Below are 24,512 nucleotides of genomic sequence, written 5' to 3'. Positions count from 1 at the left end.
CGTCCCATCGCGGCATTTGGCGCAACATCATGGCTCTAGCTAAACGCATCATCCCCTGCCTGGACGTGACTGCCGGGCGTGTCGTCAAGGGCGTCAACTTCGTCGAGCTGCGCGACGCCGGCGACCCCGTCGAGATCGCCCGCCGCTACGACGACCAGGGCGCCGACGAACTGACGTTCCTCGACATCACCGCGACGTCCGACCAGCGCGACCTGATCCTGCCGATCATCGAAGCCGTTGCGTCGCAGGTCTTCATTCCGCTGACCGTCGGCGGCGGCGTGCGCGCCGTCGAGGACGTGCGGCGCCTGCTGAACGCGGGCGCGGACAAGGTCAGCATGAATTCGTCGGCGGTCGCGAACCCGCAGCTCGTGCGCGACGCGGCCGACAAGTACGGCTCGCAGTGCATCGTCGTCGCGATCGACGCGAAACGCGTGTCGGCCGACGGCGAGACGCCGCGCTGGGAAGTCTTCACGCACGGTGGCCGCAAGAACACGGGCCTCGACGCGATCGAATGGGCGCGCAAGATGGCCGAGCTCGGCGCGGGCGAGATCCTGCTCACGAGCATGGACCGCGACGGCACCAAGTCGGGCTTCGACCTCGCGCTCACGCGCGGCGTGTCGGACGCAGTGCCGGTGCCGGTGATCGCATCGGGCGGTGTCGGCTCGCTGCAGCACCTGGCCGACGGCATCAAGGACGGCCGCGCCGACGCGGTGCTGGCCGCGAGTATCTTCCACTACGGCGAGCACACGGTCGGCGAGGCGAAGCGCTTCATGGCCGACCAGGGCATCCCGGTGAGGCTGTGATGAATACGGAAACAAATGCATTGCCCGCGTGGCTCGACAAAGTCCGCTGGGACGACAACGGCCTCGTGCCGGTGATCGCGCAGGAAGCGTCGACGAACGACGTGCTGATGTTCGCGTGGATGAACCGCGAGGCACTGGCGAAGACGATCGAGACGCAGCGCGCGGTCTACTATTCGCGCTCGCGCAAGCGCCTGTGGTTCAAGGGCGAAGAGTCCGGCCACGTGCAGCACGTGCACGAGGTGCGGCTCGACTGCGACGAGGACGTCGTGCTGCTGAAGGTCGAGCAGGTGTCGGGCATCGCGTGCCACACCGGCCGGCATTCGTGCTTCTTCCAGAAATTCGAAGGCACCGTCGACAGCGGCGACTGGGTCGCGGTCGAACCGGTGCTGAAAGATCCCGAACACATCTACAAATGACGCAATCGACCGAAGACACGCTGCTGCGCCTCGCGGCCGTGATCGATAGCCGCAAGGGCGGCGACCCCGATCAATCGTACGTATCGCGCCTGTTCCACAAGGGCGACGACGCGGTGCTGAAGAAGATCGGCGAAGAGGCGACGGAAGTCGTGCTGGCCGCGAAGGACGTGCGCCAGGGCGGCGCGCCGACCGCGCTCGTCGGCGAGGTGGCCGACCTGTGGTTCCACTGTCTCGTGATGCTGTCGCATTTCGACCTGAGCCCGGCCGACGTGATCGGCGAGCTCGAGCGCCGCGAAGGACTGTCGGGTATCGAGGAGAAGGCCCTGCGCAAGCGTCGCGAGCGCGAGGAAAACGGCGGGTGACAGGCCCTTGTCGCGAGATGGCCACAGTGCGGTAAGCTGTAAGAATTGTCATCTAACGGGGGTAGCATCATGACCGATACGCCAAGCCAGTTTCCGCCGCCGTCGGTGCCGGGGGCCGCGGACGCCGAGCGCCTGAACGGGCTGCGCACGCTGACTCACGTGCTCTACGGCCTCTATGCGTTTCATTGGCTGACGGGCGGCGTCACGGGCATCATCGCGATCATCATCAACTACGTGAAGCGCGACGATGTGGCTGGCACGCCGTATGCGGCGCACTTCGAGTGGCAGATCCGCACGTTCTGGCGCGCGCTGATCGCGTACGTGATCGGGTTCGCGCTGATGTTCGTGGTGATCGGATTCGCAGTGATGTTTGTCACATGGATCTGGACGCTGTACCGTATCATCAAGGGTTGGCTGTACCTGAACGACAACAAGCCGCTCGATCCGCAGGCCTGGTTCTGACCGGCCACGGGCGGGCGTCTGCAGGAGCAACATGAGTCACGATCCGAATTGCCTGTTCTGCAAGATCGCGGCAGGCGAGATCCCGAGCACGAAGGTGCACGAGGACGACGAATTTGTCGCGTTCCGCGACATCCGCCCGGCGGCCGAGACGCACGTGCTCGTGATTCCGCGCCAGCATCTGCCGACGCTGTCGGCGGCGAGCGACGCCGATGCGCCGATGCTCGGCCGGCTGATGCTGCTCGTGTCGCGTCTCGCCAGCCAGCTCGGCGTCGCGTATACGGGCGGCGATACCGGTTTCCGTACGGTGATCAACACGGGCCCGGGCGGCGGGCAGGAGGTCTATCACCTGCACGCGCATATCCTGGCCGGCCCGCGCCCCTGGCAGCGGATGGGTTGACGGCGCGGGGCGTTTCCCCGTATCGATGGTCGAAGCCGGCGCGTTGCCGGCGATTTACGCCGCGTAGCGGCGTGGTTGAGGAGAGGTTTCATCATGGGTGGATTGAGCATTTGGCACTGGCTGATCGTGCTGCTGATCGTCGCGCTGGTTTTCGGTACGAAGAAGCTGCGCAACATCGGCGGCGATCTCGGCAGCGCGGTGAAGGGTTTCAAGGACGGCATGAAGGACGGCGAAACGCCGGCCGACGCGCAGCAACTGCCGCGCTCGGGCACGGTCGACGTCAACGCGAAGGAAACGACGCGTTCCGACTCGAACAAGACGTAACGCCGGCACGCTGACAGGCATTCGCGATGCTGGATCTTGGTCTTTCGAAGATGGCGCTGATCGGCGTCGTCGCGCTCGTGGTGCTCGGCCCCGAGCGCCTGCCGCGCGTCGCGCGTACGGCAGGCGCACTGTTCGGCCGCGCGCAGCGGTATATCAATGACGTGAAGGCCGAGGTCTCGCGCGAAATCGAACTCGACGCGCTGCGGACGATGAAAACCGATTTCGAATCGGCCGCGCGCAATGTCGAGACGACGATTCACGACAACCTGCGTGAGCACGAAAAGGAACTGAACGACACGTGGCATTCCGCGGTCGGCGGTCTCAACGAAGCGGCGGATGACGCCGGTTCGTACGGTTCCGACACACCCGCCGCGCCGTCGTGGCGCGGCAGTACGGCCGCGCTCGCGCCGAAACGCCGCAACTGGCGTGTCAAGCAGGCGGCTGCGCCTGTCTGGTACAAGCGCGCGACCACCCGCCGTACGCACGTGCAGTCGGGCGCCGCGCGTGTCGCGCGCCACCAGCCGGCCAGCCTGCGCCGGCCGACGCGCTTCTTCTGAGCCGAGCGAATGCTCGCTCGTCAATCCTACCGAGGGCCGGCGTGAGCGACCCCCAGCAGACCCCGGGCGACGCCCCGGAAGAAACCTTCATTTCCCATCTCGTCGAGCTTCGCGATCGCATCATTCGCGCGGGGGCGGCGGTGATCGTCGTGTTCCTCGGGCTCGTCTACTGGGCGCCCGACATCTTCCGGCTGCTCGCGCGGCCGCTGATGCAGAACCTGCCGAAGGACGGCAAGATGATCGTTACCGACGTCACCGGCTCGTTCTTCGTGCCGATGAAGGTCACGATGCTCGTCGCACTCTTGATCGCGCTGCCGATCGTGCTGTACCAGATCTGGGCCTTCGTCGCGCCGGGGCTGTACCAGCACGAGAAGAAGCTCGTCGCGCCGCTCGTCGGCAGCAGCTACTTCCTGTTCCTGTGCGGGATGGCGTTCGCGTACTTCCTCGTGTTCCCGACGATCTTCCGCGTGATGGCGCACTACAACGCGCCGCTCGGCGCGGAAATGACGACCGACATCGACAACTACCTGAGCTTCGTGCTCGGGATGTTCATCGCGTTCGGGGTCACGTTCGAGGTGCCGATCGTCGTCGTGCTGCTCGTCCGGATGGGCGTGCTGTCGCTGAAGAAGCTGAAGGAGATGCGGCCCTACGTGATCGTCGGCGCGTTCGTCGTCGCGGCGGTCGTCACGCCGCCGGACGTGTTCTCGCAACTGATGCTCGCATTGCCGCTGGTCGTGCTGTTCGAGATCGGGCTGGTGGCCGCGCGGTTCTTCGTGCCGAAGAAGCCGGCCGAGGAAGGCGAAGCGGAGAACGGCGAAGCCGCCAGTTGACGGCCGCGCGCCGGGCGGTGCGCGGCGGCCGGGCTTCCGCGTCAGGCTTGAGCAAAACCCGATGGCGTAGTCGGTCGGAAAGCGGGTGGCGAGGGCATCTTCCCGGCAACGAGGGTCTTTCGATACAAAGCAAAAGGGCAGCCAAGCGGCTGCCCTTTTTCATTTCCGAAGGTGCCCATCTGGAAGGCGGCTGTGCGCCGCCTGCCTGACGTCATTCGGTATCGCTGTCCTGCTCGTCGAGCGTCTGCTTAGGCGGCGGCGGGCGCTTGCCGATCACGACGCTCACATCGAGCTCCTTGCCCTTGCGCACGACGTGCACCTTGGTCGGCGTGCCCGGCTTGATCTGCGCGACGGTGTTCAACAGCTTCGTGGTGTCGGTGATCTCGTCGCCGTTGACCGAGACCAGGATGTCGCCCGGCTTGATGCCGGCCTTGTCGGCCGGGCCGCCCTGCAGCACGCCGGCGACGATCGCGCCCGATTTCTGCGTCAGCCCGAACGACTCGGCGATCTCCGGCGTGACGTCCTGCGGCTCGACGCCGATCCAGCCGCGCGTGACCGAGCCCGTCGTGATGATGCTTTCGAGCACCGTGCGCGCGGTCGACACGGGAATCGCGAAGCCGATGCCGAGCGAGCCGCCCGAGCGCGAGTAGATCGCGGTGTTGATGCCGAGCAGGTTGCCGTTCACGTCGACCAGCGCGCCGCCCGAGTTGCCGGGGTTGATCGGTGCGTCGGTCTGGATGAAGTTCTCGAACGTATTGATGCCGAGGTGGTTGCGGCCGAGCGCGCTGATGATCCCCATCGTGACCGTCTGGCCGACGCCAAACGGGTTGCCGATCGCGAGCACGACGTCGCCGACCCGCGACTGGTCGGAGCGGCCGAGCGTGATCGTCGGCAGGTTCGTCATGTTGATCTTCAGCACGGCGAGATCGGTTTCGGGATCGCTGCCGATTACCTTCGCGGTGGCCGTGCGGCCGTCGGCGAGCGCGACTTCGATCTGGTCGGCGCCATCGACGACGTGCTGGTTCGTTAGAATGTAACCTTCAGGGCTCACGATAACGCCCGAGCCAAGGTTGGCGGCCGGTTCGTCCTGCTGCTTGCGGGCGTTGCGGTCGCCGAAGAAGTAGCGGAACAGCGGATCTTTCGCGCGCGGGTCGGGCGGCAGCGAGCCGTCCTTGCTGGAGAACACGTTGACGACGGCTGGCATCGCCTTCTGCGCGGCTTCGGCGTACGACGTGGTCGCCGGCGCACCGCCGATGCCCGGCGCGACTTCCCGCAGCGCAACGATCGGCGTGGCGAGCTGCTTGCCGAGCTGTCCTTGCCGTTGCAGCCATTGCGGCTTGAGCGTCACGACGATGAACATCAGCGCGAGCAGCACGGTAACCGCCTGCGCGAAGAACAGCCAGAAGCGTCTAAGCATCTGAATGGATTAGAGGTTTATATGGATCGGATCGAACTTGAATTGTACTTGAACAATACCCTTGAAACCGCGCGCTTCAAGGACTATTGCCCGAATGGCCTCCAGGTCGAGGGGCGCCGCAAGATCGAGAAGATCGCCACTGGCGTGACGGCATCGGTCGCGTTTCTCGAAGCCGCGCTCGAATGGGGGGCAGATGCCGTGCTCGTCCATCACGGCTATTTCTGGCGCAACGAGCCGCCGCAGATCACGGGCCGCAAGTACCAGCGCCTGAAGCTGCTGCTCGCGAACGACTTGAACCTGTTCGCGTTCCACCTGCCGCTCGACGCGCATCCCGAATTCGGCAACAACGCGCAGCTCGGCGAGCGGCTCGGGCTGATCGGCGAGCAGCGTTTTGGCGAAGGCGACCTCGGCTGGATGGCGACGCTGCCGATGCCCGTCACGCTCGAGCACTTCGTCGCGAAGGTCGAGCGCACGCTCGGCCGCACGCCGCTCGTGCTCGGCGATCTGGACATGCAGCTGCGCCGCATCGCGTGGTGCACGGGCGCCGCGCAAAGCTATTTCGACGCGGCGATCGACGCCGGCGCGGACGTGTTCCTGACCGGCGAGGTGTCCGAATACGTGACGCACACGGCCGCCGAGAGCGGTGTCGCGTTCGTTGCGGCAGGGCACCATGCAACCGAGCGCTACGGAATCCAGGCACTTGGCGCCCACTTGTCCGAAGAATTCGATATCGAACACCTTTTTATCGATATCCATAACCCGGTCTGAATGCCGGATTTGCGGCAGTGCATCGAAATTTCGCAATGTAGCGGATGCTTAAAAGTGAAATGATTTAATCGCTCCGATAGTGGGGGAAAACCCTTAACTATCAATCACTTCGAAGGGATTTTCATCTCCGGGCCTTGTAAATGGCGGCTCCATTCGAGCAAACTAGCGGCGGAATGGAAAGTCGTGACGGAAAATCCAACTCAGAAGTGGGGCGTGTGATGCGAGACAAGGAAGAGAAACGCGTCGACAGCGGCCGCCGTACCTGGCTGATTGCGACATCCGTAGCAGGTGGCGTGGGAGGCGTAGCCACCGTCATACCTTTCGCGGCGTCGCTTGCGCCGTCCGCGAAAGCGAAAGCGGCCGGTGCACCGGTCGAAGTCGACATCAGCGGGCTGAAGCCCGGTGAAATGGTGACCGTGCCATGGCGCGGCAAGCCGGTGTGGATCCTGAACCGCACCGACTCGATGCTGGCCGATGTGGTTAAGGCCGACAAGGAAGTGGCCGATCCGACCTCCGAAAAGCCCTATACGATGCCGTTGCCCGCGTATTGCGCGAACGAATATCGCTCGCGGGCCGATCGCAAGAACATTCTCGTCGTGATGGCCGTGTGTACGCACCTCGGCTGCACGCCAAGCCAACGCTTCACGCCGGGTCCGCAGCCGAACCTGCCGGACGACTGGCCGGGCGGTTTCCTCTGCCCGTGCCATGGTTCGACCTACGACCTCGCCGGCCGTGTGTTCAAGAACAAACCGGCGCCTCAGAATCTCGACATCCCGCCCTACATGTTCACGTCGGCAACGACCCTCGTGATCGGCAAGGACGAGAAAGGAGAAGCGTGATGGCCGACAACAAGGAAGTCTCCACGACAGGTCTCACCGGCTGGATCGATCAGCGCTTCCCGCTCACGTCCACCTGGAAGAAGCACGTTTCCGAGTACTACGCGCCGAAGAACTTCAACTTCTGGTACTTCTTCGGCTCCCTCGCGCTACTGGTGCTCGTCAACCAGATCGTCACGGGCATCTTCCTGACGATGAACTACAAGCCCGATTCGACGCTTGCGTTCGCGTCGGTCGAGTACATCATGCGCGAGGTGCCGTGGGGCTGGCTGATCCGCTACATGCACTCCACGGGCGCGTCGATGTTCTTCGTGGTCGTCTACCTGCACATGTTTCGCGGGCTGCTTTACGGGTCATACCGCAAGCCGCGCGAACTCGTGTGGATCTTCGGTTGCGCGATCTTCCTGTGCCTGATGGCCGAGGCGTTCTTCGGCTACCTGCTGCCGTGGGGCCAGATGTCGTTCTGGGGCGCGCAGGTGATCGTGAACCTGTTCTCGGCGATCCCGTTCGTCGGCCCTGACCTGTCGCTGTGGATTCGCGGCGACTACGTCGTGTCGGACGTCACGCTGAACCGCTTCTTCGCGTTCCACGTGATCGCGATTCCGCTCGTTCTGGTCGGCCTCGTGATCGCGCACCTCGTCGCGCTGCACGAAGTGGGCTCGAACAACCCGGACGGCATCGAGATCAAGGCGAAAAAGGACGAGAACGGCATTCCGCTCGACGGCATCCCGTTCCACCCGTACTACTCGGTGCACGATTTCCTCGGCGTGTGCGGGTTCCTGATGGTGTTCGCGCTGATCATCTTCTTCTCGCCGGAGATGGGTGGCTACTTCCTCGAGGCGAACAACTTTGTCCCGGCGAACCCGCTGCAGACGCCGCCCGAGATCGCGCCGGTCTGGTACTTCACCGCGTTCTACGCGATGCTGCGTGCGACCACCGACCCGTTCAAGATCGTGCTGATGCTCGTGATCGCGCTGCTCGGCGTGCTCGCGCTGATCCGCGCGCGCGGCAAGTGGAAAGTCGGCCTGCCAGTGCTGGCCGCGGCGATCGTCGTGTTCATGTACCTGACGGAGTCGAAGTTCTGGGGCGTCGTCGTGATGGGTTCGGCGGTGGTCACGCTCTTCTTCCTGCCGTGGCTCGACCGCAGCCCGGTGAAGTCGATCCGCTACCGGCCGCTGTTCCACAAGGTGTTCCTCGGGATCTTCGTCGTGGCGTTCCTGACCCTCGGGTTCCTCGGCACGCGGCCGCCATCGCCGGCCTCGACGCTGATCGCGCAGGCCTGCGCGCTGATCTACTTCGCGTTCTTCCTCGGCATGCCCGTCTGGACGCCGCTTGGCACGTTCAAGCAGCCGCCGGAGCGGGTGCGCTTCAAGCCCCATTAACGTGAGCGAGGAGAGAACGACATGAAGAAACTGCTTTCGACACTCGCGCTGATCGGGGCGACCGCCTGTGCGCTGCTGGTGGCGCCGGCGGTTCGGGCGGAAGGTAATTTTCCGCTCGACCGGGCGCCCGATAACACGGAAAATCTCGTTTCGCTTCAGCACGGCGCGCAATTGTTTGTAAACTATTGCCTGAACTGCCACAGCGCGAACCTGATGCGCTACAACCGTCTGACGGATCTGGGCATATCCCAGAAGGAGATCGAAAAGAATCTCCTGTTCACGACCGACAAGGTCGGCAACACGATGTCCGTCGCGATGCGGCCCGAAGACGCGAAGAACTGGCTCGGCACCTCGCCGCCCGACCTGTCGGTCGAGGAGCGCGCGCGCGGCCGCGACTGGCTGTATACGTATCTGCGGAGCTTCTACCGCGACGATACGCGGCCGAGCGGCTGGAACAACGCGGTGTTCGAGAACGTCGGCATGCCCCATGTACTGTGGCAGTTGCAGGGGCAGCGCACCGCCAAATTCGAAGACAAGACGGACGAGGAGACGGGCGAGAAGGTCCATACGCTCGTCGGCTTCCAGCAGGTCACACCGGGGACACTGTCCGCGGTGGATTATGATTCTGCGGTTGCCGACCTGGTGGCGTACATGACCTGGATGTCCGAGCCGGCTCAGCAGACCCGCAAACGCCTCGGCGTATGGGTGCTGATCTTTCTCGGTGTCCTGACTTTCCTGGCCTGGCGGCTCAATGCCGCGTACTGGAAAGATATCAAGTAATCACGCCTGACCGGCGTGGGGCCGGCGCAAGGTGGAACTCCGGAAGGGGTTCGCCGCGTGCCGGCCCTCGGCTTTTTTGAGGAAACGCAAACATGATGGTTCTGTATTCCGGCACAACTTGCCCGTTCTCCCAGCGTTGCCGGCTGGTGCTGTTCGAGAAGGGCATGGACTTCGAAATCCGTGACGTCGACCTGTTCAACAAGCCGGAAGACATTTCGGTGATGAACCCGTACGGTCAGGTGCCGATCCTGGTCGAGCGCGACCTGATCCTGTACGAATCGAACATCATCAACGAGTACATCGACGAGCGCTTCCCGCATCCGCAACTGATGCCGGCCGACCCCGTGCAGCGCGCACGTGCACGCCTGTTCCTGCTCAACTTCGAGAAGGAACTGTTCGTCCACGTCAGCACGCTCGAAAACGAGAAGGGCAAGGCAGCGGAGAAGAACCACGAGAAGGCACGCCTCGCGATCCGCGATCGCCTGACGCAGCTCGCGCCGATCTTCGTGAAGAACAAGTACATGCTCGGCGAGGAATTCTCGATGCTCGACGTCGCGATCGCGCCGTTGCTGTGGCGTCTGGATCACTACGGCATCGAACTGTCGAAGAACGCCGCGCCGCTGATGAAGTACGCTGAGCGGATCTTCAGCCGTCCGGCATACATCGAAGCACTGACGCCGTCCGAAAAGGTCATGCGTCGTTGATGGTGCAATGAGTGCATGACGGAGAGGGCGGCGCGGCGTGCCGCGCCCCCGCTCCGGGTTCGAGGATTGTGATGCAAGAGATTTCAACGAAGCCTTATCTGCTGCGCGCGCTGTACGAGTGGTGCACGGATAACGGTTACACGCCGCATATCGCGGTGAGGGTCGACAACTCGACGCGCGTGCCGCGTCAGTTCGTGCGTGACGGCGAGATCGTGCTCAACATCAGCTTCGAGGCGACGAGCCAGTTGCAGATGGGCAACGAGTGGATCGAGTTCACGGCCCGGTTCTCCGGGAAGGCGCACAAGATCGAGATTCCGGTGGCCAATGTGCTCGCGATCTATGCGCGCGAGAACGGGCAGGGCATGGCGTTCCAGGTCGATGCGGTCGCGGGCGAAGGCGCGGATTCGGGCGCGTTCGACGAAGATGCGGCGCCGGCGGATGATGCGCCGCGCGAGGAGTCGCCTGCTGCATTGACGCCGGTGGCCGACAGCGGCGCGAACGAGGAGCCTTCCGAAGGCGCCGACGAACCGCCGAAAACCGACGGCGATGGCGACGGTTCAAAAGGTGGCAGCAGACCTCGCCTCAAGATCGTGAAATGAGGTAGAATCTCGCGCTACGCCGGCTTAGCTCATCTGGTAGAGCAGTTGATTTGTAATCATCAGGTGGCGGGTTCGAGTCCTGCAGCCGGCACCATATGCTATTCCGACGACTTCCGAAGTCGTCCGAAAACCCCGCCAGAGTCATTGATTCTGCGGGGTTTTTTGTTTTCTTGGCTTGGTTTTTGTCCTCGGGAATCCAATCGAAGCCGGCGGACTTGTTGGTATATTCGTTGGTACCTGCTGATGCTCTGTTGGTATCGACGATATGAACCTTACAGACCTCGCCGTACGCAACGCCAAGCCGAAGGAACAACCGTACAAGCTGACCGACGGCGATGGCATGTTTTTGTTGGTTCAGCCCAATGGCGGCAAGTATTGGCGGCTCGCATACCGCTATCTCGGCAAGCAGAAGACACTGGCGTTGGGCGTGTATCCGGAGGTTGGTCTGGCCCTTGCGCGTCAACGCCGTGCCGAGGCGCGAGAGCAACTGGCGTTAGGGGCGGATCCGGGTGAGACGAAGAAAGCAGATAAGCGGGCGGCGCGTGTGACTGCCAACAATACTTTCGAGGCGATCGCGCTTGCTTGGCTGGAAGAGCGTCGGCCCTATGTCGAGCCCCGGCAACATGATCGGACGCTGGCCCGGTTGCAAGCCGATATATTTCCCTGGCTAGGGAAGCGCCCGATCACCGAGATTGATCCTCCAGAGCTTCTTGTGGTGCTGAAGCGAATCGATAGCCGTGGCGCTCGCTTCACGGCGCACCGTATTCGAAGCGAGATCAGCCGAGCGTTCATGTTCGGGATCAAGGAGGGGCTTTGCACGATCAACCCCGCTGCGAGCCTTATAAAGGCAATTCCTCCCGCACAAACTACTCACTTTGCGTCGATTACCGATCCAGCGAAGGTTGGTGAGATGCTGAGGGCGTTTGACGGTTTTTCGGGGACGTTCCCCGTGTTCAGTGCGTTGAGGTTGTCACCCATGCTGTTCGTGCGGCCCGGCGAGCTCCGTCAGGCGGAGTGGGCGCAATTTGACCTCGAGAAGGCGGAGTGGCGTTATCTGGTCACGAAGACGCGGACGGAGCATCTGGTACCGCTGGCGACCCAGGCTGTCCGGATCTTGGGAGACCTTCATGCGCTGACCGGTACAGGCCGTTATGTATTTCCGGGAGCGCGTTCCGCACAACGACCGATGAGTGATGCTGCGATCAATGCCGCTCTCCGGCGGTTGGGTTATGACACGCGGACGGAAATTACGGGGCACGGCTTTCGGGCGATGGCTCGCACGATTCTGCACGAGGAGCTTGAGCAGAAGCCCGAGGTGATCGAGCATCAACTTGCCCATGCGGTTCCCGATGCGCTCGGGAGCGCGTACAACCGCACGAAATTTCTCAAGGAGCGGCGGGTGATGATGCAGCGCTGGGCCGATTATTTGGACGAGCTTAAGACGCGGCAAGATGTTGGTTAGACGCTGTCGCATGCGGCCGTTGCCTGCATGGGTGCCCAAAACCGGCGCAAGCCTATCCTGCGTGCCCTTGTTTTTCATGTCGTTTTTGCGGCCGAGAGTTAATCCCGTTCAACCGATGTGTAAGCCGTGCGCAGAAAAAGTTGACGTGCGTGCAATGGCGGTGCACAGCAAGTGCAACGCGGTGAAACGTGCGTGTAATGGCGGTGCGCAGCATGTGCAAAACAGTGAAATGCGGATGCAAAGGGATTGCGCATGGCTGATCAATCCTGGTGTGCAAGGTGTTGCAGCGAGAAACTACCCGATCAAATGGATGTTTGGTCGGCGCAAGAAGCGGCAACTAACGGCGCAAAAAGATGAGCTATTGCAGCGGAAAAGATGACGTCGTTGCGTAGACCGTCTTGCTCGCCGTGCGGCAAGCGTGCAAGGACGCACAAGCCAGGCGTATTGGACTGCGTCCTGACGGCGGTATGATCCTACGATCTGAACGGGAACTGAGCTTCCCACGTCTGTGACCTTGGAACGCCTGACGGTTGCCATGCGGCCCGAGATGACGGCCGCCATCAGGCAGGCCGTCGAAGACGGCGAATATGCTTCGACCAGTGAGGTCGTGCGCGAAGCGCTGCGGGAGTGGAAAGCCCGGCGCACCGTGAGTCGCGGGCCATCGAGATAGCAGAGCAGGGACATCCTCGTTGCCCGTATGAAGCACCGCATTCCTGGCCAGCATTTGCTCATTATGCACTTGGCGGCCGGGCAGGGGCGGCGCTGCACCGACGGTGCAAATTTTGGTTGACGAATTTCAGAATTTGCACAAAAATCTGGTTGACGTTTTCCAGATTTTGCACATTTATAAGGTCCCGCACTGATGAATCTGCCGCTTCCGGAAGTTTTTCACGCCGCGCTTCGCGGCGACCGTCTCGAAATCATCGCGAACATCTTGATCGACGAGCATTTCACGACGCTGACAGATCTCCAGAGCGAGTATGACGACGGCTACTCTCGGGGCACCACGCGCTTCGCCCGTCAGAAGAACAGGCTCAAGTCGGTTGCCTTGTTGGGGCAATATGACTGGCTTCAACTGTTGCATGCCGGCAATGACCTCGTTTTCACGATCGAGGGTATTCCGTGCCGGTTTGCGACTGACGATCCGGTGAATCCGACCAAGCCGGCAGTTCTTGATGCGACGCCGATCCAGCAGTCTTTTTTCGATGAGGTGGAAAGCGGCGTGCCTTGCAAGTTCTGCTTTATTCTTGACGGCGGTTATGCAGAAGCAGACGATCCGCGAGTCGTGTTCGTTGGTGAGGACATGATTGGAGTTGCGAAGTGTCGCTGGACGTCGGACGGTACTAAGGCACTTCACGCGGTTTCTGCTAACACCCCGCCGGCGAAAGACATTGGTAAGGCACCGGTCGGTCCCAAGCGGATCGACTCCGCCAAGACTGGAACTTCTGACGCACCATGACTTTTATTGGATCGAACCTGCGGGTCGCACGGCTTTTCCATGGTTTGTCGCAACAAGAGCTGGGCGAGCACATTGGTTGCTCCAAGCAGTTTCTGAGTCGTCTGGAATCGGGAGGTGATGAACCGACGGCGGCGCTTGTGTCGAAGCTCAGCGACCGACTTGCAGTCTTGCCTGAATTCTTCGTTGAGCCGGACCCGATGCCGATCGCCGATGAGCAATGCCACTTCCGAAAACAACTGACGACCAAGGTGGCACTCCACCAGATCGCCCGCGCAAGAGGGGAATTCCTGAAGCGGATGATCAACGTGATGGATGAGCACTTGGAGTTGCCTCGATATGACTTTGAGGAAGGCGATGCCTCATCCGCGGAGGCGATTGAGCAGGTAGCAGAACGCGCGCGTGAGCATTGGGGATTGGGCCTTGGCCCCATCCAGAACATGACGCGCATTGCGGAGAATGCCGGCGCTGTTGTGATGCCGATCAATGGGCTGGCTCCCGAGATTGACGCGATCTCATTTGCGACGCGGCGTCCGGTTATTGCGATGAACTCTGACGGTCGCTCGTCATGCCGCGCCCGTTTTGGGATCGCGCACGAGATCGGTCACTTCTGCTTGCATATCGGTATCCAGACTGGTGATAAGGTAACTGAATCCCAGGCGAATCGGTTTGCCAGTGCATTTTTGATGCCTCGTCGGTATTTTGCGGCTGAATGTCGAACAGCAATGCGCGGTTCGCGTTTGAATTGGACGGTGCTTGCTGATATTAAGGTCCGTTGGGGAGTCTCGAAGGCTGCGATTCTCTATCGTGGACGGCAGCTCGGTGTGTTTACAGATGAGCAATATCGAAGTGGCGTGATCGGCATGACACGGCGAGGGGAAGCGCGATCGGAGTTCGAGGATAAAGACATGCCCCTTGAGTCGGCCGACTTGATCACGGATGGCATTCAAGTCCTGCGCGATGCGTTTGGTATTTCGCGGACGGCATTGGCTCAGGAGATGAAGGTGCAAACGTCGTTGCTGGACGAACTTCTGTCGGCGCGTTTTGATACGGGGGCGTATGCAGCGCCGACCGATAACGTCGTCTCGATGTCCGTTGAGCGTCGCGCGCGGAGCGGCGCGGCAAAGAGCGCAAGGCATTCTCAATAGGCCGGTCGTCACATGCTTGCCCCAGTCTTGGCTATCGGCGGTCAGGGTGCATAGTGATGGGTTATATGGTGGCCAGTGCGGCGGCACTGGCCATTTTCGTTCTGACTATCACAGATCGTCTTCGTAGAGATGTAGTGTTCCGTGAGCTGGTGACCGGGTGCCAAGGATCGAAGAGCCGAGACGCTGTGACGTTGTGTTCCGGCGACCACGGCACACTGGCATAGTGCGATGTCCAAATACTCACCGGCACGTCGGTATCGTCGTCGGCGACGGGCGGACGGGTCGACGACGCCTGGTGGTCGGGTATAGGTGGGGTACCTGTATGGCAATGGTGCGTCAGCCTTCTTGCATTAAATATCGACCATCTCGGGTTGTAAGCGAATCCGATTGTTGTGAAGCGAATATATGAGAGAATTTTTGGAATATTCTCGTGCGATAAATGCGTTGGCCAACCGCCCTGCGCGTTAACTGGACTGCTATTTAGTTGGGGGGGGTATGCAACAAAATTCTGAAAAAATAGAGCAGGCAACGATTAAGTCGACTCTGCAAAAACTCGAAGAATTGCGGCAACGTACTGATGCAAGGGCGGATCATGATAGTGCGCAACAATGGCATCAAGCGATTTCGCAGAGTCAGCAATTTTTAGAGAGCCGGGATCATCCGATCATTTTTGTCGGTGAAGTGGGGGTTGGGAAGTCATCGCTTGTTGCCGTGGCCGCTCGGTTGCTACGGTCGGACACGCTACCGCACGATAGAAGTAGCCTCAAGAGCCAGTCGCTGCTCGCGATCGGAGCCGGCCGGACTACAATTTGTGAAGTGCATGTTAGTGCAGGCACGCCGGCTGAAAATGAGGCCGGAATCAGTCTGGAGATAGAACCGATTGATTCCGAAGAATTTGATCAGTTGGTTTCGCTTTGGGCGGAAGACGAATGGCGGCGTCGTCAGGGCCATAATCGTATGCCGGAAGAGGCTCCCCCTACCCCGCAAGAAGTTTCGCGCGCTCTCCGCGCCATGGCAGGTTATTCGGAACGCGTCGAAAGCTATCGTGATGGAAGTTTGTTGCGGCGTAGGACCATCCAACCGCTGGACGAGGTTGTCCCTCAGTTCGCCAATGCGGAGGCGTTAGCAGAGCACTTGCGTGGACGCATGAATTTGGCGCAGCGCTCGAAACGTAGATGGTCATGGCCGGATACGTCTGAATCTTCGTTGCAGAGCCTGAAAGAAACCGCTGAGGCCATCAATTCAGGAACAGAGCGGTCCGCTGCGTTACCTCGGTCGATGACATTTGTGCTGCCTGATATTTTGGCGGGACTTAGTTCTGCTCTATCTCCTGCCGAGACACTTACGTTTGAGTTGTTCGATACGCGCGGGCTGGATGCGGGCGTCGGTCTATTTGGACGACCTGATCTGCAGGAATTTGTCGCGAACGAGCGAGCGGTTTTGGTCTTGTGTGCGCCCTTTAAATCTGCACCCGGTGAAGCTATCCGTACATTTTTGCTTTCTGTGAAAGCGGATGCTCGTTGGCAACATGCACTGAAACGCACTGTCGTTGTCTTGCTTGATCAAGGTGATGCCGATCAAGTCAATGGAGCCGGTGGCGATCGTCAGATAGGGCAAGAGATTAAAATCTCCGAATGCTTAGGCGAACTGTCTGATGTCGGACTAGGGGATTTCGGTCATGAGCAAATCATTGCACTTGATGTGCTGGCGGATCAGCGAGAACGTCTACTTGAAGCGCTAAAACTCCGATTTGAAATAATGCGGAAGTCGGTGGCGTCAGAGCTTGCACAGGATTTGCAGAATGCCAATGACTTTCTGAGCAAGCGTGGCCAAGAGAACCGGACAAGGCTGCAGCAAGAAGTCGATCGAAAGATTCGAGAAAGCCTCGACAGTCGACTCCCTGAAGGGCAACCATTAGTCGATCCGATCGCAGGACTATATGCTGCCGTGCAAGGGACTCGTTACGCCTCCGTAATCTATGCAAGTTGTCGGCGCAGGGGAATTTATCGTGGGTTGAACTTGTATGAAGCAATCAAGGCAGAAGCATCGCGTTCGATGAGTGCTTGGCTACAGCCGCCCGTTGGCGCGGTGATGGACTACCTTGAAAGTTCGAATCGTGAAGACTATTACAGCGAGATTTCCGATTTCATCAGCTTGAGAAAGCGGCAGTTCGCGCAAGGCCTTGTGGATACGGTAACTGATTTCGCTGCAGCGGTTGAGTCTGAGGTTAAGAAAGCCCTCTTACATGACGATTTGCTATGGAGGCGCTGTAACAGCGAATGGGGCGTTGGCGGCGGATTCAAAGCGAAGGTCCTTGAATACGTCCGGCAATGGGCGAGTGCCCAGGCATTCATGGCACATGCTGATTTGCGAGTTGTAAGTAAGTCAATACCATTCTGGGGCGACGTAGTAAAACCTGCGCGCCCACCTCAATTCAGCCTTTACGTTCGTCAGCTGCGGGCTTTGCGGAAAGTTGACTGGACACCAGGTCCGGTTAGTCTTTTGATCGGTGCAAACGGAGCGGGAAAAAGCACGACTATGCAAGCGCTACGTCTGCTAAGACTGGCGTACGAACGTAGCCTCCCGGACGCCGTTCGAATAATTCTTGGTGGGTCTCACAACTTGGGATCTTGGGGGCGGAAAGAGACTGAGCCGATTGAGATAGGGGTGGAACTCGGAAATGTTCGTTGGAAGGTAGCGCTAAATTTCAGTGAAGGTTCCGTCGACCCTCTTGCCGAGGAAGTACTGGTCGAAGATGGGCAAGTGATTTTCAGCCGTGATGCACTGGGTAAGCTGATATATAAGGATCAGCCAATAATTTCAGAGGGTGGGGCGGTCGGGTTGCGGACGCTTGTTGATCGCGGCGCAGTTGAGTCGGCAATTCGCGAAACCGCTGCTTTTCTTCAACGGATCAATGTCTTCCAAGAGCCCGATCTTGTAAGCCTGCGTCGCGGGTCGTCGGCGGAAGACGATCAAGGTTTGGAGCTACGCGGCGGGAATGCGATCAGTGTACTGAGACGCTGGCACCAGAACCGGTCGATGAAGGACAGGTATGACTTTGTGATTGGTGGTCTCCGCGCAGCATTTCCCGGAGATTTTGATGAGCTTGAATTTCATCAGGCGGGCAGTACGCTAACCGCTCGGATATTTAAGCCTCACACAGAAGACGCCTACTGGTTAATGGATGCGGCGAACGGTGTGCTTCAACTGCTGGTCCTGTTGTGCGAAGTGGCTAATACGGAAGATGGCGGAGTTGTTGCGATAGACGAACCTGAAAATGGCTTGCATCCATACGCGTTACGTGTATTTTTACGTAAGGCCGAACAGTGGGCGACGCAGCACCACATCACGGCGTTGCTTGCCACTCATTCGACAGTATTACTAGATCACTTTACCGACTCGCCAAGCTATGTTTTTGTCATGAGCAAGGCTGAAGAGCATGAAAGCTTGCCGGTGGCATTGGATAAGCTATGTGACAAGGATTGGTTGAGTGGGTTCAAGCTTGGGGATTTGTACGAGCAAGGGGAAATTGGCAGCAACGACGACAAATAATTATGGCAACGATCAAACTTGTTGTGACTGGGGATTTGGAGTTGAAGTCGCTTGCAGAGTCTCTGAAATCGCAGTTCCCGACTCACCGGGGAGGCGAAGAGGTCATTTGGGACAAGACCCGCAAGATGAATTGCTCCACAAGTCATCGGCTACGCAGTGGAGCGGAACCGTCACAGCCTATGCTGAATCTTGCTAGGGCTATGCTTGCCGAAGCGTTAAATGGCAAGCAGGGGAAGCCGGCAGACCTCGTAATAGTCATTGACGATGTCGAACTTGGGAACGTTGGTCAAGAGGAAGTGATTGCGGAACACTTTCGAGCGGCCGTAGATATCGAGCTAGAAAAAAAAGGTTTTAGCGGGAACACGCTTGATCGATATAAAGGCGAAATTCGCGATCGCTGCTCATTTCATGTACTCAGGCCAATGGTCGAGGCGTATTTCTTTGGTGAAATGCAAGCGCTCCGAAGTATGGGAGTCATGGATGCGCCGCTGCTTCGACATGAGACAGATGTCGAAAATTTTGAAAGTGTCGACGGCTGTTGGCTGCCGGAATGCTATACCCAAAACCAAATTCAGGAGAAGAATGGGGTGGGCTGGTGGAGGCATGAGACTCATCCTAAGCATTACATCAGTCACCTACTCATGCGTGGCAATTCTGCTGCGTACGACGAGACTCTACAAGGGGCATCTGCGCTCCGGACGCTGGACTGGAAAAACGTGCCGAAAATTGCAACGGATGCGCTATTTATTCGAGCACTATTTGAAGACTTGGCGGACTGGTTTGGAGTTATATCACCCGTTGGCGGTAATACGGCTCCTAGCTATTACCCACAAAAGAATGTCCGGCGCGCAAATCTAGTCTTGAGGAATTTGTAATGTTGGAGTGAGAGGGAGCGTTGGTGGAATGCGATATGTAAAGTCGATATGCTGATAAATTTTCGAAGGTGTTAGGGGCGCGCTTTCACCTCTTGCAGAGGGGCAGCGCGAATCGAGGAAAAATATCGATGAAGAGCCGGACTGTTAACGCATCTTACTGGCCGCACTGCAGTGCGCCTCAAGCACGGTGCTTTGATGCACAAACTGTCGGCTGGCCTCGGGCCAGCACATCGACGAGGATGGCATGATCGGTGCTGTCTGGCTTCGGCGAGGCCTAATACCCGCTCGTCAAGACGAGTCGCCTACGCACGCGCCATGGAACCAAATTAGCGACGATTTCTGTTGGTACTTTTGTTGGTACATATTTGCGGCGGTTTCCACTGAACCCGCATGAACGCTAGGATCAGAAAACTATTCGAGTCCTGCAGCCGCACCATATTGAACGAAGGGCTACGAGATCTTGTCTCGTAGCCCTTTGTCGTTTTCAGGCCAGTTTCCAGCGGGCATGCTGTACAGGCATCCCCGCCCGATCTGCATCACATCTGCCTGAACAACCCCGCATACGCACGACTGACCGGCAGCATCTCCCGTTGCCCATGCACGCGAATCCGCAGCCTTCCCAGCAAGTCACGCTCGACACGATCGATCGCTGCGTACGCAACGATCACGCCGCGATGCACCTGTGCGAACCGCTCCGGATCGAGCCGCTGCATCAGTTCCTTCAGCGGCGTGCGAATCACGAGCCGTTCGCCGGCCGTGACGACTTCCGTGTATTTTTCCGACGCCTGGAAGTACAGCACGTCGTCGACCGACACGAGCCGCGTCGCGTCTTTCACACCTACCGTCAGCCAGCGGATCGGTGCCGCCTCTCTCGCTTGCGCCGCCTCCGCGAGCGCATCGGCCTGCGCGAGCGCCGGCCCGCCGCGCTGCAGCTTCGCGATACAGCGCAGCAGCCGCTCGTCCGTCACCGGCTTCAGCAGGTAGTCGACCGCCGCACGATCGAACGCGTCGACCGCATATTCGTCGTAGGCAGTGACGAACACGACATGCACGTCAGGCGCCAGCGCAGCGAGCTTCAATCCGTCGATGCCGGGCATCCGGATGTCGAGAAACGCGATGTCCGGTCGCGGCGATGCATTCAGCGCGGCCAGCGTTTCGATGCCGTTGCGCGGCATCGCGACGATGTCCAGTTCGGGCCAGAGCTGGCCCAGCCGCTGCGCGAGCGAGGCGGACAGGTTCGGTTCGTCGTCGGCGATGAGGGCGGTCGGCATGTCAGTCGATCGGAATCAGCAGGGTGGCGGTGACGCCATGCGCGGCGGCGGCGTTCGTCTCGACGCGGACGCGGCCGCGCTCGCCGTGCAGCGTCCGGATGCGCGCCGCGACGTTGGCGAGCCCGACGCCGCCATGCAGGCGCGTGTCGCCTTTGCCGAGGCCGACGCCCGTATCGATCACGTTCAGTTCGAGGCTGTCGCCGCGCATCCTGCCGCGAATCACGATCACGCCGCCGTCGATCGACGGCTCGATGCCGTGCAGCAGCGCATTTTCGACGAGTGGTTGCAGCAGCAGCGGCGAGAACGGCAGCGCATGCAGATCCTCCGGCACGTCGATCGCATACGAAAGCCGTTCGCCGAGCCGGATCGATGCGATCTTCAGTAACGCGTCGACGAGTTCGAGCTCGTCGCCGAGCGTCGACGTCGCATCGCGCGTGCGTCGCAGGCTCGCACGCAGGTAACGGTTCAGGCTGTCGAGCATCGTCGATGCGCGCGCCGGATCTCGCTCGATCAGGCTCTGCACGTTCGCGAGCGTATTGAACAGGAAGTGCGGCTCGATTTGTGCCTGCAGCAGCGCCAGGCGCGCAGCCGTTTCGGCCTGGCGCGCTTCGGCGGCTTCGCGGCGCTCGGTCTCGAGCGTCGCACGCATGCGCATGGACTGCAGGAACAGCGACACGCACACGAACAGGATCGCCGAGATGAGAAACGACGGCCCGTAGTTGTCCCACGTTCCGATGCGGGCGCGCCCGAATATGTGCGGCACGTTCCCGCTCGTGAGCGCCGCCGAGATCTCGAAGCCGATGAGCACGCTGGCCGGTGCGATCACGATGGTCTTCAGCACGAGTCCCGGCTTGCGCGGCAGCAGGCGGTCAGCGGCATAGCTGAACAGCAGCGCGCAGAAACCGATCACGTTGGCGACGACGAGGTAGGGCAACAGCGGTTCGTTGAAATGGATGGCCCAGAAACCCAGCCCGACAACCGAGTTGAAGCACGCGAACGCGAGCAGCGCGGCCGGATCGCGCAGCAGCCGCGGCGGGGCGCCGGCGGGCGGCTGCGGAAGCGGCGAAGGGTCGGACGTGGCTCGCATGGTGTCGGGTGAGAGAGGGGCGCAATGCGCCGATGGCCTGACCTTATCGCCGGTCGGGCCGATTGCGTGCGCGTTGCGACGAACGGCGCGCGGCTTCGACGAAGCGCATCGGCTGCCGACGGTTGGCCGGTTACAGTTACGAGTGTAGTGGACGGGACAACGGAAGGACACGGGGCGTTGCCGGTTGCGCGTCGAGCACGAAGCGCCGGCTGGCGCGGTGAAGGCGGCCCTTTCGGTTCGGAAGTCGCCGGCCGCCGGGTTCGATGGCGCGTCAGTCGTCCCGATTCGCGACACGATCATCGCCGCGACGCGCAACTCGTCCGCGAATTTCCGCCTCCCGTCGCAAGCCCCGCCGCCTGCCGGGATCGCGCAGTACGGTGTTGCCGTGTCCACTCCGATCAGGCGACTCCGACCATGTTCCCGCTCCTTCACCTGAAGTCCTACGTGTACGTCATGTTTTGCGTGCTGCTCTATATCGGCATCAAGCGCTGCTTCCCGCGCGAGGTGCCGGCTGCGCGACCGCTGATCTCGCCCGTCGCGTTCGGGATGCTCGGCATCGTCAGCCTGAACGGACGCTTTCCGCACGCGGGCATCGACGCGAATGCGATCGCGCTGGCGGCGGTCCTCGCCGGCGCGGCGCTGGGCTGGCTGCACGCGAGCCGGTGGCGGCTCGCGTACCGTCAGGCCTCGTCCGGCTTGCGCGTGCGCCTGCCCGGCGACGCGAGCCTGCTCGTCACGCTGATGCTGACGTTCGTCGCCGAAACCGGCATCCATTACGCGGTCGCCGTGCACGCGCCGTGGGCGGCGACGAGCGGCTTCGCGGTGCTGTCGTTCGCGGTATGGGGCGTGCTCGTCGGGATGACGCTTGGGCGCGCGGTGAACGTGGTCGTGCGCTGCATGCGCCACGCGAGCGGATCGGGGCGTGGGGGTTTCCCTTATTCGGCCGATCCGCGATGACGGGCACGAAACAGCCGGCGAGCAGGTAACCGACGGCCAGACGGGCGATCCGACCCGTCTTCGTCAATCGTCGGGGCATTGAGCCGAAACGGCGTGTGACGCGCACCGATTTGCGCCCCGTTTTCCTGTCACGGTCACGTCACGGTGCGCCCATAACGTTGCACGTTCCCGTCGCGGCGGCACCGCCGGATTCGGGACGTGCGCAACCCGCTCGCGACGACGTGCCCCCGTCGCAGGCGGGCCGGCCGGGATCTCGCTCCCGGCGGCGCGGCGGTCATGCATCGCGCCATTTCATTCGAAAATACGATCGACGACGGTTCGAACCGGACCGCGGACGATCAGGAGACAGGGACCATGCTGAGCCCGCATGAATTCTCGCTGCTGTTGCGCATTGCGCGTGCGCCGGACAGCGTCGATCCGTCGAATCCGGCCTTTGCCGTGCTGGTCGAGAAGCGGCTGGTCGACGATACGCAGGTGCGCCTGAACGCCGTGGCCGCGCGCCCGGCGCTGACACCGATCGGCCAGATGCTGCTGGCGCGCTTCGACGAAGCGGCCTGAAGGGGCGCGTCACGCCCTCATCGAAACGAAGGGCGTGACGCGTCGAAGTGCCGGGCCGCTTACTGCGCGACCGGCACGGTCACGTCGCTGCCGAACCAGTGCGTCGAGATCTTCTTCAGCGTGCCGTCCTTGCGCAGCGAATCGAGGGCGTCGTTGACCGCCTTCTCGAACTTCGGGTTGCCCTTGCGGAACGGGATCGCCATTTCCTGCTTGCCGCCGTTCAGCACTGCGCCCGCGCGCAGCGGCAGGTTCGACGTCTTGATCATGTACGGCAGCATCAGGCGATCGTCGAGCGTCGCCTCGATCCGGCCCGCGGCGAGATCGCGCAGTTTCTCCGGCGCGCCCGGATACGTCTGCACCTCGATACCCGGCACGGTGCGCGCCATCTGGTCGTAGTTGGTGCCGAGCGTCACGCCGAGCTTCTTGCCCTTGAATTCGTCGAGCGACTTGAAGTTGCGCGTGTCGTCCTTGCGCTGGATCAGCTGCGCGGCCGAGTACGTGTACGGCTCGCTGAAGTCGAGCGCTTCCTTGCGTTGCGGCGTGATCGTGACCTGGTTGACGATCACGTCGAACTTGCCGGCCTGCAGGCCCGCGATGATGCCGCTCCATTCGGTCGGAATGAACTGCGTCTTCACGCCGAGCTTGCCGGCGACGGCGTTCGCGACGTCGACGTCGAAGCCCTCGAGCTGGCCCGATGTGCCGCGCGAGTTGAACGGCGGATACGTGCCTTCGAGGCCGACGCGCAGCACGCCGGCTTTCTTGACCGAATCGAGCAGGTCGTCCGCGTGCGCGGCGACTGCCGTGAAACCAAGGGCCGACGCGAGCAGCAGGCCCGACAGCAGGAACTTCGAACGTTTCATCGCAGATCTCCAGTGGTCAGCGTGGTGTGGGGGAGCGCCGGGCGCCGGTCGGGCGCGGCGGTCCGCAATACGGGCACGTAGACACTACTCGCAACCGCGCCGCGCCGGAAGTCGAATTGGCCCTGATTGCACTCGATTTCATCGGAACCGGATGACGTGACCGCGCAAGCGGAATAGTCTGACGAAAGCCGCCCATTCGGGTGTGTCGAAGCCTTCGGGCCAGGAGCAGATCGCCATGGATTTCAGGTTCTTCGCCGACGTCGCAACGTACACCGTCGATGACGGCATTCACGTCGTCGGCTTCGCGGATCGCGATCCGCCAATCAGTTACGTGATCCTGCAGCGAGGCGTAGAGGACGATGAACAGGATCAAGCACTCGGCCACGACACGTATTACATGGAAGTTTGCGAGAACGGTGTGGCCGGTTATGGCGGTGTCGAATCCGTATCGTGGCGCGGCGAGATGCTGAATATCGAGCTGGCGCCGGATGCGGCGTGGGCGGAAGGGTTAGGGCTGGTCACGATCGTGGTGCGCGCGACCGACGGGCTCGAACAGGTGAAGCAGGGGCTGGCGGCGATCTTCTCGGGAACGCCGACGCGGCTTCGCGTCGATTGAAGTGCACCGGGAGGCGGGCGGATCCGAAATTGG

Annotated in this window: 27 protein-coding genes and 1 tRNA gene; 24 read left to right on the top strand and 4 right to left on the bottom strand. The window is 61.0% G+C overall.

All coding sequences use genetic code 11. The annotated features are described in order from the left end of the window. The first annotated feature begins 29 nt into the window (after positions 1–29). The 8 genes from hisF (at position 30) to tatC (ending at position 4,151) form a co-directional block, all read left to right on the top strand. Positions 30–803 (top strand): imidazole glycerol phosphate synthase subunit HisF, encoded by a 774-nt coding sequence (gene hisF, locus G3O06_RS17595; protein WP_011350732.1) that lies wholly within the window; start codon positions 30–32, stop codon positions 801–803. Beyond that, positions 803–1,219: a phosphoribosyl-AMP cyclohydrolase gene (hisI, locus tag G3O06_RS17590; protein ID WP_039366640.1), complete on the top strand. Its 417-nt coding sequence runs from the start codon at positions 803–805 to the stop codon at positions 1,217–1,219. Before hisF ends, hisI begins: the two co-directional genes overlap by 1 nt. Further along, positions 1,216–1,581, top strand: a complete 366-nt coding sequence (locus tag G3O06_RS17585) for a phosphoribosyl-ATP diphosphatase (protein ID WP_006751798.1) — start codon at positions 1,216–1,218, stop codon at positions 1,579–1,581. The genes hisI and G3O06_RS17585 overlap by 4 nt, the downstream gene beginning before the upstream one ends. Positions 1,582–1,650: 69 nt before the next feature. Next, positions 1,651–2,043, top strand: coding sequence for a membrane protein (locus G3O06_RS17580; RefSeq protein ID WP_011350734.1), 393 nt, complete (start codon positions 1,651–1,653; stop codon positions 2,041–2,043). A 31-nt stretch (positions 2,044–2,074) separates the two neighbouring features. Next, positions 2,075–2,440 carry a histidine triad nucleotide-binding protein gene (locus tag G3O06_RS17575; protein WP_205816925.1) on the top strand — a complete coding sequence of 122 codons (366 nt, stop codon included), beginning with the start codon at positions 2,075–2,077 and terminating at the stop codon, positions 2,438–2,440. Positions 2,441–2,533: 93 nt separating this feature from the next. After that, positions 2,534–2,764 carry a Sec-independent protein translocase subunit TatA gene (gene tatA / locus G3O06_RS17570; RefSeq protein ID WP_174918447.1) on the top strand — a complete coding sequence of 77 codons (231 nt, stop codon included), beginning with the start codon at positions 2,534–2,536 and terminating at the stop codon, positions 2,762–2,764. Between the two features lie 26 nt (positions 2,765–2,790). Beyond that, entirely contained in the window at positions 2,791–3,321 is a 531-nt protein-coding gene (tatB, locus tag G3O06_RS17565) for a Sec-independent protein translocase protein TatB (RefSeq protein ID WP_205816924.1), read from the top strand. 41 nt (positions 3,322–3,362) lie between these two features. After that, positions 3,363–4,151, top strand: a complete 789-nt coding sequence (gene tatC, locus G3O06_RS17560) for a twin-arginine translocase subunit TatC (RefSeq protein ID WP_174918445.1) — start codon at positions 3,363–3,365, stop codon at positions 4,149–4,151. A 211-nt stretch (positions 4,152–4,362) separates the two neighbouring features. Here the strand turns inward: tatC and G3O06_RS17555 are convergent, their stop codons facing one another. After that, positions 4,363–5,568: a Do family serine endopeptidase gene (locus G3O06_RS17555; RefSeq protein ID WP_039366626.1), complete on the bottom strand. Its 1,206-nt coding sequence runs from the start codon at positions 5,566–5,568 to the stop codon at positions 4,363–4,365. Positions 5,569–5,589: 21 nt separating this feature from the next. On the opposite strand from G3O06_RS17555, the gene G3O06_RS17550 reads away from it, so the two are divergent. From G3O06_RS17550 to G3O06_RS17485, 13 genes are all read left to right on the top strand, one after another. Then, a complete protein-coding gene (locus G3O06_RS17550; RefSeq protein WP_043191752.1) occupies positions 5,590–6,336 on the top strand; it encodes a Nif3-like dinuclear metal center hexameric protein in 747 nt (248 codons plus the stop codon). A 218-nt stretch (positions 6,337–6,554) separates the two neighbouring features. Next, a complete protein-coding gene (gene petA / locus G3O06_RS17545; RefSeq protein WP_057924755.1) occupies positions 6,555–7,175 on the top strand; it encodes a ubiquinol-cytochrome c reductase iron-sulfur subunit in 621 nt (206 codons plus the stop codon). Next, entirely contained in the window at positions 7,172–8,554 is a 1,383-nt protein-coding gene (locus G3O06_RS17540; protein ID WP_174918444.1) for a cytochrome bc complex cytochrome b subunit, read from the top strand. Before petA ends, G3O06_RS17540 begins: the two co-directional genes overlap by 4 nt. 21 nt (positions 8,555–8,575) lie before the next feature. After that, on the top strand, positions 8,576–9,334 hold the full coding sequence (locus tag G3O06_RS17535; RefSeq protein ID WP_039366615.1) for a cytochrome c1: 759 nt from the start codon (positions 8,576–8,578) through the stop codon (positions 9,332–9,334). A 92-nt stretch (positions 9,335–9,426) separates the two neighbouring features. Next, positions 9,427–10,038, top strand: a complete 612-nt coding sequence (locus G3O06_RS17530; RefSeq protein WP_006400565.1) for a glutathione S-transferase N-terminal domain-containing protein — start codon at positions 9,427–9,429, stop codon at positions 10,036–10,038. Positions 10,039–10,109: 71 nt separating this feature from the next. Beyond that, positions 10,110–10,637: a ClpXP protease specificity-enhancing factor gene (locus G3O06_RS17525; protein ID WP_205816923.1), complete on the top strand. Its 528-nt coding sequence runs from the start codon at positions 10,110–10,112 to the stop codon at positions 10,635–10,637. A gap of 18 nt (positions 10,638–10,655) precedes the next feature. Then, positions 10,656–10,731: transfer RNA gene (locus G3O06_RS17520), tRNA-Thr, on the top strand. A 171-nt stretch (positions 10,732–10,902) separates the two neighbouring features. After that, entirely contained in the window at positions 10,903–12,099 is a 1,197-nt protein-coding gene (locus G3O06_RS17515; RefSeq protein ID WP_205816922.1) for an integrase arm-type DNA-binding domain-containing protein, read from the top strand. Positions 12,100–12,253: 154 nt separating this feature from the next. Next, positions 12,254–12,478, top strand: coding sequence for a hypothetical protein (locus G3O06_RS17510; protein ID WP_205816921.1), 225 nt, complete (start codon positions 12,254–12,256; stop codon positions 12,476–12,478). A gap of 483 nt (positions 12,479–12,961) precedes the next feature. Beyond that, positions 12,962–13,558 (top strand): hypothetical protein, encoded by a 597-nt coding sequence (locus tag G3O06_RS17500; RefSeq protein WP_205816919.1) that lies wholly within the window; start codon positions 12,962–12,964, stop codon positions 13,556–13,558. After that, positions 13,555–14,703 carry an XRE family transcriptional regulator gene (locus G3O06_RS17495; protein WP_205816918.1) on the top strand — a complete coding sequence of 383 codons (1,149 nt, stop codon included), beginning with the start codon at positions 13,555–13,557 and terminating at the stop codon, positions 14,701–14,703. The genes G3O06_RS17500 and G3O06_RS17495 overlap by 4 nt, the downstream gene beginning before the upstream one ends. Before the next feature lie 495 nt (positions 14,704–15,198). Beyond that, complete coding sequence (locus tag G3O06_RS17490; RefSeq protein ID WP_205816917.1) at positions 15,199–18,255, top strand: ATP-binding protein; 3,057 nt, start codon at positions 15,199–15,201, stop codon at positions 18,253–18,255. A gap of 2 nt (positions 18,256–18,257) precedes the next feature. Next, positions 18,258–19,130: a hypothetical protein gene (locus G3O06_RS17485; protein ID WP_205816916.1), complete on the top strand. Its 873-nt coding sequence runs from the start codon at positions 18,258–18,260 to the stop codon at positions 19,128–19,130. 536 nt (positions 19,131–19,666) lie between these two features. Here G3O06_RS17485 and G3O06_RS17480 read toward each other — a convergent pair. Together G3O06_RS17480 and G3O06_RS17475 are read right to left on the bottom strand one after the other, a co-directional pair. After that, a complete protein-coding gene (locus G3O06_RS17480) occupies positions 19,667–20,401 on the bottom strand; it encodes a LytTR family DNA-binding domain-containing protein (RefSeq protein WP_174917430.1) in 735 nt (244 codons plus the stop codon). A 1-nt stretch (position 20,402) separates the two neighbouring features. Then, entirely contained in the window at positions 20,403–21,488 is a 1,086-nt protein-coding gene (locus G3O06_RS17475; protein WP_205816915.1) for a histidine kinase, read from the bottom strand. A 414-nt stretch (positions 21,489–21,902) separates the two neighbouring features. On the opposite strand from G3O06_RS17475, the gene G3O06_RS17470 reads away from it, so the two are divergent. Next, complete coding sequence (locus tag G3O06_RS17470; RefSeq protein ID WP_205816914.1) at positions 21,903–22,445, top strand: DUF6622 family protein; 543 nt, start codon at positions 21,903–21,905, stop codon at positions 22,443–22,445. A gap of 354 nt (positions 22,446–22,799) precedes the next feature. Further along, the gene (locus G3O06_RS17465; RefSeq protein WP_085042962.1) at positions 22,800–23,003 is read left to right on the top strand and encodes a hypothetical protein; all 204 of its coding nucleotides are present in this window, start codon (positions 22,800–22,802) and stop codon (positions 23,001–23,003) included. 59 nt (positions 23,004–23,062) lie between these two features. Here the strand turns inward: G3O06_RS17465 and G3O06_RS17460 are convergent, their stop codons facing one another. Further along, a complete protein-coding gene (locus G3O06_RS17460) occupies positions 23,063–23,863 on the bottom strand; it encodes a transporter substrate-binding domain-containing protein (RefSeq protein ID WP_174969726.1) in 801 nt (266 codons plus the stop codon). A gap of 235 nt (positions 23,864–24,098) precedes the next feature. Between G3O06_RS17460 and G3O06_RS17455 the strand changes: the two genes are divergently transcribed. Then, positions 24,099–24,479, top strand: coding sequence for an Imm10 family immunity protein (locus G3O06_RS17455; RefSeq protein WP_174969725.1), 381 nt, complete (start codon positions 24,099–24,101; stop codon positions 24,477–24,479). Positions 24,480–24,512 lie beyond the last annotated feature (33 nt).

The sequence above is a fragment of the Burkholderia sp. Ac-20345 genome, assembly GCF_017104825.1.
Classification (GTDB): Bacteria; Pseudomonadota; Gammaproteobacteria; order Burkholderiales; family Burkholderiaceae; genus Burkholderia; species Burkholderia lata_B.
The sequence above is the reverse complement of the archived record's forward strand: the minus strand, read 5'-3'. Positions and strand labels throughout refer to the sequence as shown.

What these genes read in the sequence shown, in the direction of transcription:
- G3O06_RS17460 (WP_174969726.1), bottom strand. Translation starts at nt 23,863, where the DNA reads ATGAAACGTTCGAAGTTCCTGCTGTCGGGCCTGCTGCTCGCGTCGGCC.
- G3O06_RS17525 (WP_205816923.1), top strand. Translation starts at nt 10,110, where the DNA reads ATGCAAGAGATTTCAACGAAGCCTTATCTGCTGCGCGCGCTGTACGAG.
- hisF (WP_011350732.1), top strand. Translation starts at nt 30, where the DNA reads ATGGCTCTAGCTAAACGCATCATCCCCTGCCTGGACGTGACTGCCGGG.
- G3O06_RS17480 (WP_174917430.1), bottom strand. Translation starts at nt 20,401, where the DNA reads ATGCCGACCGCCCTCATCGCCGACGACGAACCGAACCTGTCCGCCTCG.
- G3O06_RS17550 (WP_043191752.1), top strand. Translation starts at nt 5,590, where the DNA reads ATGGATCGGATCGAACTTGAATTGTACTTGAACAATACCCTTGAAACC.
- G3O06_RS17495 (WP_205816918.1), top strand. Translation starts at nt 13,555, where the DNA reads ATGACTTTTATTGGATCGAACCTGCGGGTCGCACGGCTTTTCCATGGT.
- G3O06_RS17465 (WP_085042962.1), top strand. Translation starts at nt 22,800, where the DNA reads ATGCTGAGCCCGCATGAATTCTCGCTGCTGTTGCGCATTGCGCGTGCG.
- G3O06_RS17470 (WP_205816914.1), top strand. Translation starts at nt 21,903, where the DNA reads ATGTTCCCGCTCCTTCACCTGAAGTCCTACGTGTACGTCATGTTTTGC.
- G3O06_RS17555 (WP_039366626.1), bottom strand. Translation starts at nt 5,568, where the DNA reads ATGCTTAGACGCTTCTGGCTGTTCTTCGCGCAGGCGGTTACCGTGCTG.
- G3O06_RS17580 (WP_011350734.1), top strand. Translation starts at nt 1,651, where the DNA reads ATGACCGATACGCCAAGCCAGTTTCCGCCGCCGTCGGTGCCGGGGGCC.
- G3O06_RS17575 (WP_205816925.1), top strand. Translation starts at nt 2,075, where the DNA reads ATGAGTCACGATCCGAATTGCCTGTTCTGCAAGATCGCGGCAGGCGAG.
- G3O06_RS17455 (WP_174969725.1), top strand. Translation starts at nt 24,099, where the DNA reads ATGGATTTCAGGTTCTTCGCCGACGTCGCAACGTACACCGTCGATGAC.
- G3O06_RS17485 (WP_205816916.1), top strand. Translation starts at nt 18,258, where the DNA reads ATGGCAACGATCAAACTTGTTGTGACTGGGGATTTGGAGTTGAAGTCG.
- G3O06_RS17535 (WP_039366615.1), top strand. Translation starts at nt 8,576, where the DNA reads ATGAAGAAACTGCTTTCGACACTCGCGCTGATCGGGGCGACCGCCTGT.
- tatB (WP_205816924.1), top strand. Translation starts at nt 2,791, where the DNA reads ATGCTGGATCTTGGTCTTTCGAAGATGGCGCTGATCGGCGTCGTCGCG.
- tatA (WP_174918447.1), top strand. Translation starts at nt 2,534, where the DNA reads ATGGGTGGATTGAGCATTTGGCACTGGCTGATCGTGCTGCTGATCGTC.
- G3O06_RS17530 (WP_006400565.1), top strand. Translation starts at nt 9,427, where the DNA reads ATGATGGTTCTGTATTCCGGCACAACTTGCCCGTTCTCCCAGCGTTGC.
- G3O06_RS17515 (WP_205816922.1), top strand. Translation starts at nt 10,903, where the DNA reads ATGAACCTTACAGACCTCGCCGTACGCAACGCCAAGCCGAAGGAACAA.
- petA (WP_057924755.1), top strand. Translation starts at nt 6,555, where the DNA reads ATGCGAGACAAGGAAGAGAAACGCGTCGACAGCGGCCGCCGTACCTGG.
- G3O06_RS17500 (WP_205816919.1), top strand. Translation starts at nt 12,962, where the DNA reads ATGAATCTGCCGCTTCCGGAAGTTTTTCACGCCGCGCTTCGCGGCGAC.
- G3O06_RS17585 (WP_006751798.1), top strand. Translation starts at nt 1,216, where the DNA reads ATGACGCAATCGACCGAAGACACGCTGCTGCGCCTCGCGGCCGTGATC.
- hisI (WP_039366640.1), top strand. Translation starts at nt 803, where the DNA reads ATGAATACGGAAACAAATGCATTGCCCGCGTGGCTCGACAAAGTCCGC.
- G3O06_RS17475 (WP_205816915.1), bottom strand. Translation starts at nt 21,488, where the DNA reads ATGCGAGCCACGTCCGACCCTTCGCCGCTTCCGCAGCCGCCCGCCGGC.
- G3O06_RS17490 (WP_205816917.1), top strand. Translation starts at nt 15,199, where the DNA reads ATGCAACAAAATTCTGAAAAAATAGAGCAGGCAACGATTAAGTCGACT.
- G3O06_RS17510 (WP_205816921.1), top strand. Translation starts at nt 12,254, where the DNA reads ATGGCGGTGCACAGCAAGTGCAACGCGGTGAAACGTGCGTGTAATGGC.